Consider the following 19,932-nt stretch of genomic DNA (forward strand, 5'->3'; position numbering starts at 1 on the left):
AAAAAATCAGTTCGTAAATGAAGTATATGTCATGAGCAAATCTGAGATAAAGAACATTATCACAAACTACTTCACCCAATCTATCACTTCGGAGGACCTGGATTCCTTGACTTCGTGGTTGGAAAAAAAAGGGAATTCAAAGACCTTTAGATCTTTTGTTGAAATCAATTATACTATAAACTACGCCATGGGGCAATATAACTCTGATAGGACAAAAAAACGTCTGCTTGAAAAAATTAAAAAGGATAAAAGCACCTATCAAAAGCTCAGACTTAGAAAATTCTTCAAGTACGCTGCTGTTGCCTTGATTTTTTTGGGAATAGGAATGGTTTATAAACAGATTTCCACTCCCGATAAAATTGTAGATCCAGAAATAGATCCAGCCGATAAGATTACCTTACAGTTATCCGATGGAAGTACAAAAGTCCTTTCGGGAGAAGGGACTACTTCCGTATTGGATAAGGAAGGGTATCGTGTTGGCCTGCAAAATGGAAATCAACTGATCTATCACAAGTCCTCAGCGGGGAAAAAGTTTGTGTACAATACGCTTAAAGTACCCTATGGCAAAAGGTTTATGTTAATACTGTCAGATGGCACCAAGGTACATCTTAATGCGGGCACCACCTTGAGATATCCTGTTGAATTTATAAGGGGCAAAAACAGACAGGTGTTTTTACAGGGCGAAGCATATTTTGATGTTGCAAAGGATGAACGACATCCTTTTGTTATAAATGCAAACGAACTCAACATTCAGGTTTTGGGAACCCAATTTAATCTTTCGGCATATCCTGAAGATGCGAAGGTAAAAACTGTATTGGTCGAAGGTTCGGTCGGTTTTTTTGAAGAGGGACAGGATTTCGATTCGAAGGCCCAAGCAAGGTTACAACCTGGTTTCATGGCCACGTGGCAAAAGGAGGACAAATCCATGGCTTACAGCGAGGTCGACACTGATATCTATACAGGTTGGATGGATGGTAAAATTATCTTCAATCATATTCCTTTCAAGGATATCCTAAAAAAATTGGAACGCAACTATGACGTTAGGATAACAAACAACAATAAGACTCTGGACGACGTGCGTTTTACCGCCAGTTTTGATACGGAAACCATGGAACAGATACTCAACGCCTTTAAAAAGAGCCATCCCTTGCATTTTGAAATAAGGGAAGACAATCAGATTATTATAGAACAACCTTAAAAAATAGAATGCTTATGAAGTAAAACTCTTGACAACTGACTCAAAAAAAGAAAATCGGAAAATGCTGGCACATTTCCCGATTGGATTTAGAGTGATCTAAAACTTACGTTAACCATCTAAATTACAGCAAAGATATGAAAATCCCGATGAAGAGAATAGGGAGGCTAACTCCCTATCCATTGAAGCTCCATCTTAAAATGAAACTTGCCCTATACCTTTTTGTCATTTCCTTTTTTCAGGCCCAGGGCGGTATGTATGATGCCTTGGAAACTAAAATCACCTTGCAACTTCAAAATGTGAGTGTTGAAAAGGTATTGAAGGAAATAGAATCACTTACAGAATTCAAGGTATTGTACAGTGATGACCAGGTTGATTATGAAAGAAAGGTCTCCGTCCACTATGTTGAAGAACCTGTGACCTATGTTTTAAGTGATTTGTTTGAGGGAACCTTTACAAAGTTCGAGGTTTTTGAGACCCAGATCATATTGACCAAAAAGGAATTACTGGACCATATGGATACAAGTATTCCAATTCCTGCTCTGCAACAATCGGTTACAGGGACGGTAACGGATACAAATGGCTCACCGATTCCTGGAATCTCAGTGGTTGAAAAGAATACGACCAACGGGGTGGCCACAGATTTTGACGGAAATTATACCATTGAACTTTCCGGGGACAACGTGGTTTTGGTTTTTAGCGGTTTGGGCTACGGAACAAAGGAAATTCCCGTAGGCGGGTCCAGTACCATTGATGTTTCCCTCTCGGAGGATTCTGAAGAATTGGATGAAGTGGTAGTAACCGCCCTTGGTATCCGAAAAGATGCCCGAAAATTGGGCTATGCGGTTTCAAAGGTAGACGGCGAAGAATTGAATGTAAATAGGACCACCAATTTTATGAGCACCTTGCAGGGTAAGGTAGCTGGGGTCAATGTTTCCTCTCTAGGTACGGGCCCGGGTGGATCCACCAAGGTAAGATTGCGGGGCCAGTCATCCATTGGAGGAACAAATACACCTTTATTGGTAGTCAACGGCGTACCTGTTGATAACACTTCTTTTGGAACAAATCCAAGAAGTACAGGAGGCGAAAATAGTGCTACCAGTGGTGGAGGCATTACCTCTGACGGTGGAGACGGTTTTTCTAGTATCAACCCGGATGATATTGAAAGTATGACCGTCTTAAAAGGTGCCGCCGCCGCTGCGCTTTATGGGTCACGGGCCAAGGATGGCGTAATCATGATAACCACCAAGACTAGAGGCGAAGGCCAAGGTATTGGAGTAACCTATAATCTCAACATTGTAAATCAAACCCCGCTGGATTTTACGGATTACCAATATGAATACGGCCAAGGGGAAAACGGGGTACGGCCTACCAGTGCAAATCCCACTTCTGGACAATGGTCTTTTGGAGAGCGATTTCAACCTGGAATGACACAGATTTTATTCGATGGTATAGAAGTGCCATACGTCCCTCAATTTGATAGGGTAAAAAAATTCTACCGCGATGGTTTGGATGTTACCCATTCCATAGCAATGTCCGGGGGAAACGAAAAAGGTGGTTTTAACCTCTCGCTATCCAATTTGGCTAGCCAAGGTATAACCCCTAATAACGAATTTGAACGAAGAACTGTGAACTTAGGGCTAAGCTATGATTTGTCCGATGAATTGAACGTCACCGCTACCGTCAATTATTCCAATGAACAAAATACCAATCCTCCCAACGTAGCCCAACAGGACAATACCATTCCGGTGGCCTTGTATAACATGGCCAACTCCATGCCATTGGATTTGTTGGACGCAAACAAATTTAATGCAGAAGGAAATGAATTTGTCTATTCCCGTTTCCGGAATAGGACCAATCCCTATTTTACACTCTCCGAGCAGTTTAATAATATTGAGCGAGATCGTATTTTCGGTAATATTGCTTTGCGCTATAAAATACTGCCATGGCTTTCTTTGCAGGGAAGGGTCGGCCAGGATTACTGGTCACGGGATCAGGATTATAACAACTATCCTACGGGACAGGCCTCCAGACAACCTGCTCCGGAAGGTTTTGTAAACGGTCAGTATACCCAGGAATCGAGAAGATTTAGGGAAACCAATATTGACTTTCTCTTGACGGCGACAAGGCAATTTGGTGATTTTGGGGTAGATGTTAACGTGGGAGGTAACCTCATGGAACAAAAATCCCAAATCAATAGAGTAGTCGGCACAGATTTTGTTATTCGTGATTTATATACGGTACAAAATGCCCGTATAAAAGATCCCACATATGATCTTTTTACCAGAGGGGTCAATTCGTTATATGGTGCGGCAGAACTTTCCTACAAGGATACCTATTATTTGAATGCTACATTGCGCAATGACTGGTTTTCTACCTTATCCCCCGATAATAGAAGCATTTTGTATCCCTCCGTTACAGGGAGTTATATTTTCTCCAATAATTTAAATGTGGACTGGCTGACTTTTGGGAAAATACGTGCAGCCTATGCCGAAGTGGGCAGCGATACGGATGTACAACCTTTTTCCGATCAATTGTTCTATAATATCAATGCCAATTTGTTTCCCACTCCCAATGGCAACCTCAGTCCGGTTGCAGGGGCCGACGGAAATATATTGCCCAACCCGGATCTTAGGCCAATGCGTGTCAAAGAGACGGAGATTGGTCTAGATCTTAGATTTTTGGATAATAGACTACGTTTGGATTTGGCCGTTTACCGGAAGACGACCTTTGACCAAATCGTAACAGCCCAAATTTCGAATGCGTCAGGATTCGTAAATCAACTTATAAATAGTGGAGAGAGCAGAAATGACGGTGTGGAGGCCTTGTTAAATGTGGTACCTATTCAAACCGAGGATTTCCAATGGGATGCCACCTTTAATATAGCCTACAATAAAACCAAAGTAATTAGCCTTCTCACTGACGAACCTGGAGAACGAATATTGGTCGGTAGGCATGTATTCAATGGCTTTCTATACCAAGTTGTGGGAGAGGAAATTGGACAATTGGCCGGTTTTGGTTTTCAAAGAGATGATCAAGGCAGACAAGTATTTGCAGACGATGGCAGACCCTTAAGAACTGATGATATTGTATTCTTTGGAAGTGCCATTCCAAACTATATCGGCGGTATCACCAATAGTTTCAGGTACAAAGATTTTGATTTCTCCTTTCTTATAGATTTCAGATTGGGTAACGATATGATTTCTGGGACCAACTTTAACGCCACGCGACATGGCCTGCACAAGATGACCTTACCAGGTAGGGAGACCGGGGTTGTTGGGGATGGCGTAAACCAAGCGGGAGAGGTGAATACTGTCGCCACGGAATCACAACGCTATTGGGAAGTAGTACGTTCGCAACAGCTCATAGAACCGATAGTGTACAACGCGGGCTATTGGAAACTGCGGCAGATAACACTCGGTTATGATTTTAGAAAGCTTATTCCGGAAAAATTCTTTCTTAAAAGTGCCAAGCTCAGTCTTGTAGCCAATAATGTGCTCATACTAAAGAAGTGGGTACCCAACATTGATCCTGATTCGTTTGGATTTACTTCAGATAATGTATCCGGACTGGAATCAACAGGAGTACCTACCACCCGGGCTATAGGTTTTAACTTGAACTGTAAATTTTAAAGAAAATGACAATGGACAATTTATATAAATATACACTTGTTTTAATCCTGCTCTGTTCTACCCTGTCCTGTGAGGAGGATTTGGACGAACTGAACACCAATGTCGTAGACCCCACCAGCGTAGATGAGGTTTTCCTATTGAACAACGCCATCATAGGAACTTCATTTTCCAATGGACAATTGATTTACGATATGGCCATAGTACAACAAATGGTTTCACCAAATTCCGGGGTACTCACAGGAGGCAATTACAATCAGGATAATAGAAATTCCACGCAGCAGCACTGGAACGATTATTATACAACGGTAATTAAACATACCGGAGATATCCTTGCCCAGTTGGCGGACCAACCGGATAAAAGCAATTTGTTGCACATGACAACCTTGATTCAAGCTCATGCCTTTGCACTTCTTACCGATACGTATGGGGATGTCCCCTACTTTGAGGCCGGCGTTGGGATTTCCGAACAAATCGTATTTCCTAGGTATGACGCACAAGAAAGCATTTACCAGGATTTGATCAATGTGGTTAGTGCTTCCGCTGCGGCCTTAAACCCTGCTGGAGATACCTACCCCGGGGAGGTTTTATTTGGAGGGGACATTTCTCAGTGGAAAAAAATGGGGTACTCCCTTTTGTTAAGACTGGGAATGCGACTTACGGAAGTAGATGCTGCTTTAGCACAACAAACCGTTACAGCTGCCGTGGCAGGCGGGCTTATGGAATCCAATGATGACAATTACGTCATTCGGCACGATTTCAACTATGTTAATTCAGCGGGCAATACGCTTAATGGAAGTGAGGCCAATAATTATTATTTGGTAAAATCCTTTGTGGACTACTTGTCCGGCACATCAGATCCAAGACTTGGTGCTATTGCGGTAAGATATGTTGGTGCCGGTTCTGGACCGGAACAGGTTGCGGATATAGCCTCTACAAATCCAAGTGATCAAATAGGCATGCCCATGGGTTTTGATAATGGCTCCATTGTCGCGCAGGCTGAGGCCGATGGTTTGGCAAGTTTTTATGACTACAGCCAGGCCGATCGTACTCGAATCGCAAAAATAAACGGCCCCATGTTTATTATCACCTATGGACAAACACAACTATTACTGGCGGAGGCAGCTATCCGAGGTTGGGTCAGTGGTGCTGCGGCTGATTATTATGAGGCCGGTGTAAGGGCCCATATGGATCAAATGGCCCTTCATGATGCCAGTATGGAAATTCCCTCGGTAGATGTGGATGCTTATTTGGTTGCAAATCCATTTGATGCAGGTAACGCTTTGGAGCAAATTAATACACAATACTGGGTGGCATCCTTCTTAAACGGACCGGAGGCTTTTGCCAACTTCCGAAGATCTGGTTTTCCTGTGTTAGCACCAAACCCTTTCCCAGCACAGGACATTTCAGGAGACTTTATAAACAGGCATACCTACCCTAATGATGAAATAGCCGTTAACGGGGATAACTTGGCAGAGGCCGTTGCCCGTATGGGACCGGATAATCTGGACACCAAGGTTTGGTGGGATCAATAAAAACTAGAATCATAAATTAAAATAATAGTTGTTAGAGTTAGTTTGGTGATGGTTGACTCCTCCGAGCCAATAGTTTGGGGGAGTTCAACTTTTTTTCATTCTATATCATAATTTTAGCTTATTTTCGAAAAGTACCGTACTAACTTTCCAATTCATAATACGTAAAGAAATCATGACACATAAAAATTTTGCTTTTACCATTCTATTTTTCTGTTCTTTTTTGTTAGCATATCCTCAAGGTGTGGCCTCTACCTCGGAATATATTAAAGAATTGACTTCCAGTTGGACTGGACCTCGCTTTGATGACGGAAGACCCAAGGTTTCGGATGCACTTTTAAAAAGGTTAAAAGGAATTCAGATGGAAGAGGCCTGGGGCTATTTGAGAGGTCACGGCTTTCATAACCAGTACGAGGGCAATTGGCAGATTATTCATCCGGATAGTGTAATGACTGGCCGCGTGGTTACGGCACAATACATGCCGTTACGGCCAGATTTTAAGCAATTGATAAAAATTAAGGGGGCAAAGGAAAACCGCGACACGATAGGTGGGAGCAATTCATGGCCCATTGAAATTTTGCAGCCCGGCGATGTTTATGTGGCCGATGGTTATGGACGCGTAATAGACGGTACTCTAATAGGCTCAAATCTGGGGAATGCCATTTATGCCAATTCCCAGAACGGGGTAATCTTTGATGGTGGAGTGAGAGATTTAAAAGGCTTACGGGATATTAAGGGATTTAATGGTTGGATCCGTGGTGATGACCCTTCTTTTCTCAAAGAGCAAATGCTCACATCCATCAATGCACCTATACGGATAGGTAGGGCTATTGTATTACCGGGAGATGTCGTTCTCGCCAATAGATACGGCACAATTTTTATTCCCTCCCATTTAGTATCGAAATTGGTATTGGCCTCTGAAGTGGTTGGCTTACGTGATCAATTTGGTTTTCAGCGTCTAAGGGAAAAAACATACACCCCTGGTCAAATAGACACAAAATGGACCGATGCGATCAAAGCGGATTTTAGAAGTTGGCTAAACCAGTACCCGGACAGTAAATTACCCATGACACGGCAAGAATTGAATGAATATATGAAAACCCAGTAATACCTTTTTATACGAACAATTGTAACATTTGTTTTGGTATGGACTTGTTCAAAAAGGCTCACTTTTAAAACTTCCGGTAAGTTCATGAAGACAGCGATCATTTTCCTTGGTATTGCCCTTATATTCTTTAGGATAGAAACTGGTTTTGGACAAGAGGAAGTTGTTTTACCAGACCATAAACCACTTCTTGGTGAGATACACTATGGCAACAGAGTCGGGGGCATTCAGGCACAAGAGGGTAGATCGGTACAGATAATTGCCTTTGAACCTGATGATGTGCTAAAAAGTATCCAGGTGTATATAAGCAAAAATCCGCCCACTCCCGGTTTTGAGACCATTAGCGGTTTTCAATTTGAGGTAGAAAAGGCAGGAGAGATCAGAACGTTCTCTTTTGGAAGCGTAAAAGGTATAGCGCAGAAAAAGTATCTTGTTCCGGATGACCGGAAACTGGTTGGTATTAGTGGAGCTTCTGGATGGCTTATTGACAGTATGGCATTTGTTTTTGATGATGGGAGCACTACCCCAAAATATGGCGGTATTAGAGGAGATCTAAATTTTAGGCTGGTTCTTAATACAAAGCCTACAGGGGAGTATCTAGGACGTTTAATGGGGTTCTGGGGCTCTTCCATCCGCGGCCATTTGGAGACGATAGGGCTGGTTTTTTGGCCCATGGAATAGGGCTTTAAAGGTCAGTGAATATTAATTTGTAGATATTAGAACATATGATTTTATTTTTTGATGAAATGAGAGCACGTATATTTTGTTTGTCCTTTATTTTGGCACTCGCAGCTATTAGTTGTTCGGCTCAGAAAGACGCAATTAATAAGGATGAGGTCGCGATGGCAGTGGAAAGCTTAAATGAGGCCTTGGTAAATCCTGAAAGTGAAAAATTGAAAAACATTACTTCAGAGAATCTTACCTATGGGCATTCCAGTGGAACTTTAGAAAATCAAGGCGAGTTCATAGATGCGCTTATAAACGGGCCTTTTGATTTTTTATCCATAGATACATCCCAAGATCAAATTACGATTTATGGCAATACTGCCATAGCACGTCACATCATGACCGCCAAGGGAGCCAACAATGGGCAACCGGTGGATGTCCATATTGGAATTATGTTAGTTTTTCAAAAAAGGAAGGGGCAATTGCTTCTTTTGGCAAGACAAGCTTATAAGTTATAAACTTCCCCTGGCGTTTTAAATTTCAATACAAGAAAGAGAATTGTTAGTTTTAGCTATTTGTTCCGTTTTATAGATCATATCTTGTGTTGAGTTTTTTTGCAAATCGTAATTTTGATTTCTTGTTTAAATAGCTCAATTTTACGAGCGGCTAAAATCTATTGAATACATGAAGAAAGTAGTGACATTTGGCGAGATTATGCTTCGCCTTTCTCCACCTGGATTTTTAAGATTTTCACAGACCACAAGCTTTGATGTCGTTTATGGTGGAGGAGAATCCAACGTAGCAGTTTCCCTGGCCAATTATGGCGTACCTGTAGATTTTGTGACCCGCTTGCCAAAGAACGATATTGGCGAGTGTGCGCTAATGGAAATGAGGAAAAGAGGTGTTGGTACGGATAAAATCGTTTTCGGAGGTGACCGTTTGGGTATCTATTTCTTGGAAACCGGAGCGGTAAGCCGTGGTAGTAAGGTAGTTTATGATCGGGCACATTCCGCAATGGCGGAGATAAAGAAAGGCATGATAGATTGGGATGTCGCTTTCGAAGAAGTAGAATGGTTTCACTGGACGGGTATAACCCCGGCAATATCCCAAGGTGCTGCCGATGTTTGCCTAGAAGCCGTAAAGGCTGCAAAGAAACATGGCGTTACGGTATCCACGGATTTAAACTATCGTGCAAAGTTATGGAAATATGGTGTTGAACCCGAGGGTGTTATGACCGAACTAACTTCCTATTGCGATATTATTTTGGGCAATGAAGAAGATGCCGAAAAGCATTTTGGCATCAAGCCGGAAGGATTGGATATCACTACTCAGGGAGAACATGTTAAGGCAGAGGCATTTCTATCGGTTTGCCAGCAGATGATGAAAAAATTTCCCAATGCCAAAAAAGTAATAACCACCTTAAGGGGCTCCATTTCCGCCTCCCACAATACTTGGGCAGGAGTTTTATATGATGGAGAGACCATGTATAAATCACCGGAGTATCAAATTACCCATATTGTGGATAGAGTTGGAGGAGGTGACTCCTTCATGGGCGGCTTAATATATGGTTTGTTGCAATATCCTGATGACGACCAAAATGCATTAAATTTTGCCGTAGCAGCGTCCTGTTTAAAGCATACCATCAAAGGCGATGCTAATCTGGTTACCATAGATGAGGTGCAAAAACTAATGGGAGGCGACGCCTCGGGTAGGGTAGCTAGGTGATTATTGCGTATGGGGGTATTTTAAATTTTTGGATATAATGGTTTAGACCTAATCAACAACCGAGAAATATGGCGCAACATACAAGAATAGAAGTGGCTGGTGTAATGAAGGAAACCGGAATGGTTCCCTTGTTTTACCATCCTGATGTCGAATTGGGGAAAAAGGTGCTCAAGGCCTGTTACGATGGTGGTGCACGCTTGTTGGAGTTTACGGCAAGAGGTGATTTCGCTTTCGAAGTTTTTTTGGAACTAAACAAATATGCCGTGAAGGAACTACCGGGAATGATTATGGGTGTGGGTTCCATTACCGATGCAGCGGCGGCATCCCTATTTATGCAGATGGGGGCCAATTTCATCGTCACACCTTCATTGCGGGAAGATATCGCCTTGGTCTGCAACCGACGCAAAGTATTATGGTCTCCAGGTTGTGGTTCGCTTACGGAAATAAACAAAGCCGAAGAAATGGGCTGCGAGATCATCAAGCTTTTTCCGGGTTCCACCTACGGTCCGGGCTTTGTTAAGGCTATTAAGGGTCCTCAACCGTGGACCAGTATTATGCCTACGGGCGGGGTGAGTACGGAAGAATCAAATCTCAAGGCTTGGTTCGATGCGGGAGTGACCTGTGTAGGAATGGGTTCCAAACTCATTAGCAAAGAAATATTGGTGAACCAGAATTTTGAGGAACTACAGAATAGTGTTCGCGAAACGTTGGATTTGATTAAAAAGTTGAGAAGTTAATAGCATATGAAAACCTTTATTACCGATGATTTTTTGCTGAACAATGATTTTGCGAAGATTTTATATCACGACCATGCCAAAAAATTACCCATTCTAGATTACCACAATCACTTACCGCCCAATGAAATAGCCCAAAATCGGGTTTTTGAAAATATAAGTCAAGTTTGGCTTGCCGGAGACCACTATAAGTGGCGAGCTATGCGGACACTCGGAATCGACGAAAAATATATAACCGGTAATGCTTCGGACAGGGATAAATTCTTAAAGTGGGGGGAGACTACGCCCTACACGGTCCGAAATCCGTTGTATCACTGGACGCATTTGGAGCTGCAACGATATTTTGGAATAACGGAATTATTGACTGCAGAAAGTGCCGCATCCATATACGACCGGACGACTGCAATGTTGCAAGAGCCTTCGCATTATACTATTCCGCTGTTGGAGCAACAAAATGTGGAAGTAGTCTGTACAACGGACGAACCCATAGACTCCCTAGAACATCATCAAAGTATTTTAGAAAAAAAAGCAACAAGCATTAAGGTATTTCCCGCTTTTCGTCCGGATAATGCTTTTACCATAGAAGGTGGATCTGCTTTTTTTGCCTATTTGGAAAAGTTGGAGAATACCACAGGAAAACCGATCAATTCCTATTCTGATTTGTTGGATGCGTTACAGGATCGCATCGATTACTTCCACGAAAATGGATGTCGCCTGTCCGACCATGGACTGGAACAAATGTATTATTATGAGGAAGGCGTGCACGATTGCGAAAAACTATTTTCCAAAGCGAAGGAAGGCAAGACGCTTTTGACGGATGAAATACACTATTTTAAAAGCCGTACCCTGTTGTTTCTTTGTCGCTGCTATCATAAAAAAGGCTGGACCCAGCAGTTTCATTTAGGGGCCATTCGCGATAACAACCAACGTCTGTTGGCCCAATTGGGACCGAATTCGGGTTTTGATTCCATTGGGGATTTCTCCCAGGCCAGAACCCTTAGGGAGTTTTTGAACAATTTGGACAGTACGGACGAACTGGCCAAGACCGTGGCCTATAATCTAAATCCCGCGGATAATGAAGTATTGGCTACCATGGTGGGCAATTTTAACGATGGGTCTATGAAAGGGAAAATGCAATTTGGTTCAGGTTGGTGGTTTTTAGATCAAAAAGATGGTATGGAAAAGCAAATGAACGCACTTTCCAATATGGGTCTTTTAAGCTGCTTTGTAGGCATGCTGACGGATTCCAGAAGTTTTCTGTCCTTTCCAAGACATGAATATTTTAGACGAATTTTATGTAACCTCATCGGTCAGGACGTTACCAATGGAGAACTGCCCGCCGATGAAAAATGGTTAGGAAAAATAGTGACCGATATTTGCTATCAAAATGCGAAGGACTACTTTAATTTTGCGGATTAAGTTAATCCATCAGTTCTGGAATTGATTTTTTGATTCCCATTTCAAGGCCTCGAAGCTCGGCCAATCCCCTTAAGCGCCCTATGGCCGAATATCCTGGATTGGTTTTCTTATGTAAATCGTCCAGCATTTGATGGCCGTGATCGGGCCGCATGGGTATTTGATCGTCGGTCCTTCCAATCGATTTTCTTCTTTTTTCCTCGGTAAGTACACTTTTTACCATGCCATACATATCCACATTTCCCTCCAAATGGTTGGCTTCAAAGAAATTACCATTTTCATCTCGTTGGGTACTTCGTAAATGCAAAAAATGGACACGGTCTGCAAAACGTCCCATCATATGTACCAAATTGTTATCCGCCCTAGCTCCTAGGGAACCCGTGCAAAATGTAATTCCGTTGTGCACCGATGGCACGTTTTCAAAAATATGGGCGTAATCAGCTTCAGTCCCCATGATCCTAGGCAATCCTAAAATGGAAAACGGTGGGTCGTCCGGGTGGATGCACATTAATATCCCATGTTCCTCGGCAACCGGCACCACTTCCTGTAAAAAATACACTAAATGATTTCGCATTTCGGTCTCACCAATATCTTGGTAGGTATCCAAAATATCCTGAAACTTCTTCAAATCATATCCTTTTTCAGGGACAGGATAACCTTCCGAAGATCCCGGAAGTCCTGCTATAATGGTCTTTACCAGTTCCCAGATATCCGTTTCGGACATTTGTTCAAAATAGGCTTTGGCATTTCGTATTTGGACATCGGAATAGGTTTTTTCCGCATCGGGTCGTTTCAGAATAAATAGATCAAAAGCAGCAAGGGCATCATGCTCAAAGGCCAGCGCTTTGGAATCATCCGAAACTAAGTAGTCCAAGCTTGTTCGTGTCCAGTCCAGCACGGGCATAAAATTGTAGCAGACCACCTTAATTTGGTTTTGGGCCAAATTGACCAAGCTTTTTTTATAGTTTTCAATATGTAGTTTATAATTGCCTGTTTGGGTTTTGATACTTTCATGAATAGGCAGGGATTCTACTACCGACCATACCATACCAGACTTTTCGATTTCTTTTTTTCTACTCCCGATTTCCTCTACCGGCCATATCTCCCCATTGGGAATGTGATGCAATGCGGTAACTATGCCCTGTACCCCGGCTTGTTTTATATCCTGAAGGCTAACTGGGTCGCTAGGCCCGTACCATCGCCATGTTTGTAACATATGTATTCTATCGTAAGTTATTTTTAACCCTAAATTTTTGAGACTTTAACCTCAAACCTCAAACCTCAAACCTCAAACCTCAAACCTCAAACCTCAAACCTCAAACCTTTTTATACCCCACTAAAAGTGCTGAAACCACCATCTATGGGTAAAACCACTCCTGTGATAAACCGTGCCGCATCGCTACATAAAAAGTGCACGGCACCATTCAATTCTTCCGCTTCCCCAAAGCGTCCCATAGGGGTATTCTTGATAATGGCATTACCACGCTCCGTATAGGAACCGTCGGGATTGGTCAATAATGATTTGTTCTGATTTCCAATGAAAAATCCAGGTGCGATAGCATTGACGCGAATTTTGTCCCCAAATTTTGTAGCCATTTCAACCGCCAACCATCGTGTGAAATTTTCCATGGCGGCCTTGGAAGCTGAATATCCAGCTACCCGAGTTATGACCCTGTCCACGGCCATTGAGGAATAGTTAATGATTACCCCTTCCTGTTGTTCCGCCATTACTTTTCCGAAGGTCAGGGAGGGAAGCACCGTTCCATTGAGGTTTAGATCGGTTACTTTTTTAAAATCATCCATGGACATGTCAAAAATCGTCTTGTCCGGAGCAATGGTCGCTCCCGGAAGGTTGCCCCCTGCAATATTCAAGAGGATGTCGATTCTTCCAAAGTCCTTTAATATTTCTTTCTTAACGGATTGGAGGGATTTTTCGGAAAGTACATCTGCCTCATAACTTTGGGCAACCCCGCCATTAGTGCGAATTTCTTTTACCAGACTCCATAAAGCCTCATTTTTTCTAGTCAATAAGGCCAGTTTTACATCCGCTCTGGCAAGGCTGGTCGCAATACTTCCGGCCAAGGCGCCGCTGGCCCCGGTGATAACGGCCACCTTTTTTGCAATGTTGAACATCATGTTCCAATAGATTAAGCGCCCAAGATAAAACAATATGGTTTAAAAACTAAACAAAGACGTTGTTTGATATGGAAGTATCCAAAAAACGATTAAATTTAGAGGGAATACAACTAATCAATTTACATGCAAATTTACAGAACTAAGGAAGGGGCCACAATCAAAATTGAAGATTCATTTTATTTCAAGAAAATTGAAAACTGGGACACCTTTATAAACCGGAAAAACCTTCACAAGGTTTTGTTGGATGAAATCGAGGATTTTTCGTTAACTGATGAAGATGTTTTAAAGAACGCCATCACTCCAATAGGGACCCAAGAAATATGGGCATCGGGAGTTACCTATATGCGCAGTAAGGAAGCGCGTATGGAGGAATCCAAAAAGGCGGGTGGCGGAACTTTCTATGATCGTGTATATGATGCCGAACGACCGGAACTTTTTTTTAAGGCCACTCCCCAACGAACCGTTGGAGATGGAGGTACGGTACGCATTAGAAAGGATTCAGGTTGGGACGTACCGGAGCCGGAGCTTACCCTTTTCATCTCCTCGGAAGGAACAATCGAAGGATATACCATAGGCAACGATATGAGCTCTCGGAGCATTGAAGGCGAAAACCCATTATATCTTCCGCAGGCTAAAACTTATGAAGGTTGTGCCGGTATGGGGCCTTGCCTTTATGTTCCGAATAAACCGATAGATCCAAAGTCAAAAATAAGACTTGAGATTTTGCGAAAGAATTCAATGGCATTCTCTTCAGAAATTACGATTGATCAAATGAAACGAAAGCATTTGGAACTGGTCGATTTTTTGTTTCGGGAGTGCGATTTTCCCAAGGGTTGTTTTTTAATGACCGGTACGGGGATTATTCCACCGGATGAATTCACCTTATTGGTCGGCGATGAGATTCGAATCAGCATTGATCATATCGGAACCTTGGTCAACTTTGTAGGCCAATGACCCTTTAGAAACTCCTAAGTTATTCATTAATGTCTTGACCTATGGGATTAGGATGGAGATATTACCTAAATACTAATATTTATTATTTCATGAAACATTTCGGCGTTACGGCAAAGTTTTTGTTTTTTTCTTTTTTATTAATTGGGGCAGGATGTAAGGAAAATACATCGGTGTCCGGACCCTTGACCCAAAGGCCCAATGTAATACTCATTGTAACAGACGATCAAGGGTATGGTGATCTAGGGTATCATGGCAATCCCTACACAAAAACACCACATTTAGATCAATTTGCTTCCAAATCCTTGGAACTGACCAATTTTCATGTAGGTACCACATGTGCCCCGACCAGAGCTGGAATTATGACAGGTCGTAACGCGAATCGCAACAATGCCTGGCATACTATTGCCGGGTGTTCTATTTTATTGGAAACCGAAGAGACGATCGCCGAAGTTTTTACGGAAAACGGATATGACACCGCTATGTTCGGAAAATGGCATTTAGGGGATAACTATCCCTTTCGCCCACATGACAAGGGGTTCGGGCATGCCATTTATCATGGAGGCGGGGGAGTGGGGCAAACACCGGACTATTGGAAAAATGATTATTTTGACGATACCTATTTCCAAAATGGGGTGCCTCAAAAGTTTGAAGGGTATTGTACGGATGTATGGTTCAACAAGGCAATGGACTTTTTACAAGTGCGCGATGTCGAAAATCCCTTCTTTCTATATTTGGCCCCGAATGCGGCACACGGCCCTTTCAATGTCCCAGAAAAATATGCCAAGATGTATGAGAAGGCCGATTTGACCGAAAAGCAAAAACGCTTTTACGGGATGGTGTCCAATATCGATGAGAACTTTGGAAGATTGGTCGCCTATCTAAAAGAAAAGAAACTTTTCGACAATACTATCTTGATTTTTACCACGGACAACGGGACCGCCTTGGGCATATCCCGAACGGCCGATGACAAAATGTTGGGCTACAATTCTGGTCTCAGGGGAATTAAGGGTAGCCATTATGATGGGGGACATAAAGTACCTTTTTTTCTGAGCTGGCCCGATGGGAATATCCTAAAGGAAGCGAGTTCCAATGAATTGATATCCCATGTGGACTTGCTACCAACATTGACCGATTTGACAGACATCCCCTATACACCTAAAAATCCATTGGACGGTACCAGCATGGCAAAAATTATGACCGGTGAGGAACAAACCAAGGATCGGATGCTGGTAGTGGATACCCAACGTAACCAAAGGCCCCTAAAAGGTAGGAATCCTTGTGTTATGTCTACCAAATGGCGTTTGGTCAATGGCGTAGAACTTTATAATGCGGTGGATGATCCTGGTCAGCAAACCGATGTTGCCGAACAATACCCTGAAGTAGTATCCAAAATGCAGGCATTTTATGATGAATGGTGGTCAAGCGTGGAACCGGATATAAAATATGCCGAAATTCCCTTGGGGACTTCAGAAGCAAATCCGGTGCTGATTACCATACACGATATGCATACCGTTGATGGACTCCCATGGAACCAGGTTCAAATTCGTAAGGGCGAACTTTCCCCTAACGGATTCTACAACATAAAAGTGGTGGAAGACGGAGATTACCAGTTTCAATTGTATCGTTATCCATCCGAATCAGATCTGTCATTAAATGCAGCTGCGGAAGAAATTCCCGGGACGCCCTTTAGGGATGGATTACCAGAGGGGAAAAAAATATATCCGTCGAAAGCTGTAGTAGAGTTAGGGGACATGGTTCTACAAGCGGATGTGGATGATAATAAACCATTTGCAATTGTAAAGGGAAAATTGAAAAAGGGAAGTTATAAATTGAAAAGTAATTTTACCAATGCCCAAGGTAGTGTCATTCCGTCCTACTATACACAAATTGAAAAACTGTAATGTCCATGAAAAAACTGCTGATCTTAATTCTATGTATCCCGATTTTTTCCTGTAAAACCGAAAAAAAGGAAGAGCCGGCCAAACCTAATATTGTTTTCATCTTTGCCGATGATATGACATATTCCGCTATACATGCTTTGGGTAACGACGAGGTGGAAACACCGAACTTGGACCGTTTGGTAAAGAATGGCACCAGTTTTACCCATGCCTTTAACATGGGAGGATGGAACGGTGCCATTTGCGTGGCATCCCGATCCATGATTATTTCCGGCCGAAGTATTTGGGATGCACAAAAAATGGCGACAAATTGGTCCCAAGGCAGGGAAATGGAAAAGACTTGGGGACGTTTGATGGAAAAATCCGATTACGAAACTTATATGACGGGAAAATGGCATGTAAAAGCTCCGGCCGATAGTGTTTTTCATAATGTAGTACACGTTCGACCTGGGATGCCCCGTGATTCTTGGAGTCATCAGGGGACTATTCCTATCATAAATGAAATGCTCAGCAATGGAGCTTCTGAATCTGAAATTCGGTCAATAGGCTATAACAGACCTATGGACGAGAACGATACGTTATGGTCTCCCACCGATAAAAAATATGGTGGCTTTTGGCAAGGCGGAGAACATTGGAGCGAAGTTCTCAAAGATGATGCTCTGGACTTTTTGAATAGGGCTGGGAAGAATGAAAAGCCTTTTTTTATGTATCTCGCCTTTAATGCCCCTCACGACCCCAGACAGGCTCCCCAGGAATATTTGGACAAATATCCCTTGGAGAATATCAGCGTACCCAAAAGCTTTTTGCCCGAGTATCCCTTCAAGGATGGCATAGGCAATGGCCCTGATCTTCGGGACGAGGCCTTGGCACCTTTTCCCAGAACGGAATATGCCATAAAAAAGCACATCCAGGAGTATTATGCCCTTATAACCCATTTGGATGATCAAATAGGACAGATTTTGCAAGGTTTGGAGGCCACGGGAAAAGGAGATAATACCTACGTTATATTTACGGCCGATCATGGTTTATCCGTGGGCCGGCATGGTCTTTTGGGCAAACAATCCCAATTTGATCATAGCGTTCGGGCTCCTTTTATGATTATGGGACCCGATATTCCTAAAAATAAAAAAGTTGAAGCCGATATCTATCTGCAAGATGCCATGGCCACAAGTCTAGATTTGGCAGGGATCGAAAAACCGCCATACGTTTTCTTCAATAGTGTCTTGCCTCTGCTCCACGAAAAGAAAGGAAGCCAGTATCCATCCATCTATGGCAGCTATGTAGATACCCAAAGGATGATTCGGAAAGAGGGTTTCAAATTGATGGTATATCCGAAGCTGAACAAAGTTTTGCTTTTCGATTTACAGAACGATCCCGAGGAGATGAACGACATATCAGGGAACGAGGAACATAAAGAAAAAGTGAATGAATTGTTTCAAGAATTGTTGAAATTACAGAAGGAGATGAAGGATACTTTGGATCTATCCCATATTCAGGCATAAACCCATTTAATCTATGGGTTCAAAAGCAAATTCTTTTACGGTTTTTGTAGTATGATTTTTTACAAATACGTACCTTTAGTCTAAACAAACAACCTATACTAATACCCATGGAAAAATCGAATTCTTCCTCCAAAAAAAGTCAAAAATCCGACCATCAAATCTCCCGTAGAAAATTTATCTCAAGAACCGCTCTTGCCGCAGGAGCAGTTAGTATTATTCCACGTCACGTTCTAGGAAGAGGATTCATTGCACCAAGTGATAAAATAAACTTGGGATTCATAGGTTTGGGAAAACAGACTATGGGTCTTGCGCGCGTTTTTTTAGAAAAGACTAAAGATGCCCAAATAGTCGCCGGTTCTGATGTATGGACCACTAAAAACGATTGGTTCAAGGGTTATGTGGAACAAATGTATGCTGAGAAAAGACAACAGACAGGCTATAAAGGAGTCAGAACTACTGGGTATTATAAGGAAATTCTGGACAGGAAAGATGTAGATGCGGTTATCATTGCCACTCCGGATCATTGGCATGCCATTCAAGCGATTGACGCAATGAATGCGGGCAAGGATATTTTCTGTGAAAAACCAATGACCCAACGCATCAAGGAAGGAATTGATATGGTGGAAACGGCCCGTAGCACAGAAAGAATTGTACAGGTAGGTAGCATGCAACGTTCTTGGGAAAAATTCAGAAGGGCCTGTGAACTCGTCAGAAATGGTTACGTAGGGGAAATCTCAAAAGTCTTGGTGAATGTGGGCGACCCGGCCATTCCCTTTAATATGAAAACTGAACCTACACCTAAGGAGGTAGATTGGAACGCATGGTGCGGTCCCGCACCATTATTGCCCTATAATCATAGATTATCCCCACCAACCAGTGATCCTTTCTTCCCGGATTGGCGTAAATTCGAGGAAACGGGTGGCGGTATTTTGACCGATTGGGGTGCTCATATGTTTGATATTGCCCAATGGGGCTTGGGTATGGACCATACCGGTCCGGTACGCTATATTCCTCCAAAGGACCGATCTGCCGTTCGAGGAATGCGTATGTTCTATGAAAATGGGGTTGAAATGGTTCATGAGGATTTTGAAAAAGGATGGGGCGTTCGCTTTATAGGAAGTGAAGGAAACTTGGATGTGAGTAGAAGCTATTTGGAGACCAATCGCAAGAAGATTCTTACTGCGGAACTCAAAGATTCCGATACCCGACTCTATAATTCCAACGAGAATCACTATCAAGATTGGCTGGATGCCATTAAAAATCGCACTCAACCTATCTGTGACGTTGAGACCGGTCATCGTTCGGCGACCATAGGTAATATTTGCAATATTGCATATGATTTGGGGCGCACCTTGGAGTGGGATCCTGTAGAGCAACATTTTAAAGGTGATGCGGAAGCAAACGCCTTGATGAATCGTGTAAGCAGGGAGTTTTAATCTG

General features: G+C 42.7%; 15 protein-coding genes. 13 read left to right on the forward strand and 2 right to left on the reverse strand.

What is annotated here, in order from left to right:
- Window positions 1-31: 31 nt before the first annotated feature.
- From ACP2AF_RS14425 to uxaC, 9 genes are all read left to right on the forward strand, one after another.
- On the forward strand, window positions 32-1,198 hold the full coding sequence (locus ACP2AF_RS14425; RefSeq protein WP_425236853.1) for a FecR family protein: 1,167 nt from the start codon (window positions 32-34) through the stop codon (window positions 1,196-1,198).
- Window positions 1,199-1,332: 134 nt separating this feature from the next.
- Complete coding sequence (locus ACP2AF_RS14430) at window positions 1,333-4,827, forward strand: SusC/RagA family TonB-linked outer membrane protein (protein ID WP_425236854.1); 3,495 nt, start codon at window positions 1,333-1,335, stop codon at window positions 4,825-4,827.
- A gap of 11 nt (window positions 4,828-4,838) precedes the next feature.
- Entirely contained in the window at window positions 4,839-6,359 is a 1,521-nt protein-coding gene (locus ACP2AF_RS14435; protein ID WP_425236855.1) for a SusD/RagB family nutrient-binding outer membrane lipoprotein, read from the forward strand.
- Between the two features lie 172 nt (window positions 6,360-6,531).
- Window positions 6,532-7,464, forward strand: a complete 933-nt coding sequence (locus ACP2AF_RS14440; protein ID WP_425236856.1) for an RraA family protein — start codon at window positions 6,532-6,534, stop codon at window positions 7,462-7,464.
- An 84-nt stretch (window positions 7,465-7,548) separates the two neighbouring features.
- On the forward strand, window positions 7,549-8,142 hold the full coding sequence (locus ACP2AF_RS14445) for a jacalin-like lectin (protein WP_425236857.1): 594 nt from the start codon (window positions 7,549-7,551) through the stop codon (window positions 8,140-8,142).
- 65 nt (window positions 8,143-8,207) lie between these two features.
- Entirely contained in the window at window positions 8,208-8,645 is a 438-nt protein-coding gene (locus ACP2AF_RS14450; protein ID WP_425236858.1) for a nuclear transport factor 2 family protein, read from the forward strand.
- 166 nt (window positions 8,646-8,811) lie between these two features.
- Complete coding sequence (locus tag ACP2AF_RS14455) at window positions 8,812-9,852, forward strand: PfkB family carbohydrate kinase (RefSeq protein ID WP_425236859.1); 1,041 nt, start codon at window positions 8,812-8,814, stop codon at window positions 9,850-9,852.
- 68 nt (window positions 9,853-9,920) lie between these two features.
- Window positions 9,921-10,589, forward strand: coding sequence for a bifunctional 4-hydroxy-2-oxoglutarate aldolase/2-dehydro-3-deoxy-phosphogluconate aldolase (locus tag ACP2AF_RS14460; protein WP_425236860.1), 669 nt, complete (start codon window positions 9,921-9,923; stop codon window positions 10,587-10,589).
- 6 nt (window positions 10,590-10,595) lie between these two features.
- Window positions 10,596-12,005, forward strand: a complete 1,410-nt coding sequence (uxaC, locus tag ACP2AF_RS14465) for a glucuronate isomerase (RefSeq protein ID WP_425236861.1) — start codon at window positions 10,596-10,598, stop codon at window positions 12,003-12,005.
- Between the two features lies 1 nt (window position 12,006).
- Here uxaC and uxuA read toward each other — a convergent pair whose 3' ends face one another.
- Window positions 12,007-13,218: a mannonate dehydratase gene (gene uxuA, locus ACP2AF_RS14470; RefSeq protein WP_425236862.1), complete on the reverse strand. Its 1,212-nt coding sequence runs from the start codon at window positions 13,216-13,218 to the stop codon at window positions 12,007-12,009.
- 110 nt (window positions 13,219-13,328) lie between these two features.
- The gene (locus ACP2AF_RS14475) at window positions 13,329-14,138 is read right to left on the reverse strand and encodes an SDR family oxidoreductase (RefSeq protein ID WP_425236863.1); all 810 of its coding nucleotides are present in this window, start codon (window positions 14,136-14,138) and stop codon (window positions 13,329-13,331) included.
- Between the two features lie 123 nt (window positions 14,139-14,261).
- Between ACP2AF_RS14475 and ACP2AF_RS14480 the strand changes: the two genes are divergently transcribed.
- From ACP2AF_RS14480 to ACP2AF_RS14495, 4 genes are all read left to right on the forward strand, one after another.
- The gene (locus tag ACP2AF_RS14480; RefSeq protein ID WP_425236864.1) at window positions 14,262-15,092 is read left to right on the forward strand and encodes a fumarylacetoacetate hydrolase family protein; all 831 of its coding nucleotides are present in this window, start codon (window positions 14,262-14,264) and stop codon (window positions 15,090-15,092) included.
- Window positions 15,093-15,181: 89 nt separating this feature from the next.
- The gene (locus ACP2AF_RS14485; protein ID WP_425236865.1) at window positions 15,182-16,993 is read left to right on the forward strand and encodes an arylsulfatase; all 1,812 of its coding nucleotides are present in this window, start codon (window positions 15,182-15,184) and stop codon (window positions 16,991-16,993) included.
- Between the two features lie 5 nt (window positions 16,994-16,998).
- Window positions 16,999-18,492, forward strand: a complete 1,494-nt coding sequence (locus tag ACP2AF_RS14490) for a sulfatase-like hydrolase/transferase (RefSeq protein WP_425236866.1) — start codon at window positions 16,999-17,001, stop codon at window positions 18,490-18,492.
- Window positions 18,493-18,599: 107 nt separating this feature from the next.
- Window positions 18,600-19,928 (forward strand): Gfo/Idh/MocA family protein, encoded by a 1,329-nt coding sequence (locus ACP2AF_RS14495; RefSeq protein WP_425236867.1) that lies wholly within the window; start codon window positions 18,600-18,602, stop codon window positions 19,926-19,928.
- Window positions 19,929-19,932 lie beyond the last annotated feature (4 nt).

It is taken from the genome of Ulvibacterium sp. (assembly GCF_965248315.1).
In the GTDB taxonomy this organism is placed as follows: domain Bacteria; phylum Bacteroidota; class Bacteroidia; order Flavobacteriales; family Flavobacteriaceae; genus Ulvibacterium.

Coding starts and splice junctions, on each gene's coding strand:
- ACP2AF_RS14425 (WP_425236853.1), top strand. CDS start 32: ATGAGCAAATCTGAGATAAAGAACATTATCACAAACTACTTCACCCAA.
- ACP2AF_RS14430 (WP_425236854.1), top strand. CDS start 1,333: ATGAAAATCCCGATGAAGAGAATAGGGAGGCTAACTCCCTATCCATTG.
- ACP2AF_RS14435 (WP_425236855.1), top strand. CDS start 4,839: ATGGACAATTTATATAAATATACACTTGTTTTAATCCTGCTCTGTTCT.
- ACP2AF_RS14440 (WP_425236856.1), top strand. CDS start 6,532: ATGACACATAAAAATTTTGCTTTTACCATTCTATTTTTCTGTTCTTTT.
- ACP2AF_RS14445 (WP_425236857.1), top strand. CDS start 7,549: ATGAAGACAGCGATCATTTTCCTTGGTATTGCCCTTATATTCTTTAGG.
- ACP2AF_RS14450 (WP_425236858.1), top strand. CDS start 8,208: ATGAGAGCACGTATATTTTGTTTGTCCTTTATTTTGGCACTCGCAGCT.
- ACP2AF_RS14455 (WP_425236859.1), top strand. CDS start 8,812: ATGAAGAAAGTAGTGACATTTGGCGAGATTATGCTTCGCCTTTCTCCA.
- ACP2AF_RS14460 (WP_425236860.1), top strand. CDS start 9,921: ATGGCGCAACATACAAGAATAGAAGTGGCTGGTGTAATGAAGGAAACC.
- uxaC (WP_425236861.1), top strand. CDS start 10,596: ATGAAAACCTTTATTACCGATGATTTTTTGCTGAACAATGATTTTGCG.
- uxuA (WP_425236862.1), bottom strand. CDS start 13,218: ATGTTACAAACATGGCGATGGTACGGGCCTAGCGACCCAGTTAGCCTT.
- ACP2AF_RS14475 (WP_425236863.1), bottom strand. CDS start 14,138: ATGATGTTCAACATTGCAAAAAAGGTGGCCGTTATCACCGGGGCCAGC.
- ACP2AF_RS14480 (WP_425236864.1), top strand. CDS start 14,262: ATGCAAATTTACAGAACTAAGGAAGGGGCCACAATCAAAATTGAAGAT.
- ACP2AF_RS14485 (WP_425236865.1), top strand. CDS start 15,182: ATGAAACATTTCGGCGTTACGGCAAAGTTTTTGTTTTTTTCTTTTTTA.
- ACP2AF_RS14490 (WP_425236866.1), top strand. CDS start 16,999: ATGAAAAAACTGCTGATCTTAATTCTATGTATCCCGATTTTTTCCTGT.
- ACP2AF_RS14495 (WP_425236867.1), top strand. CDS start 18,600: ATGGAAAAATCGAATTCTTCCTCCAAAAAAAGTCAAAAATCCGACCAT.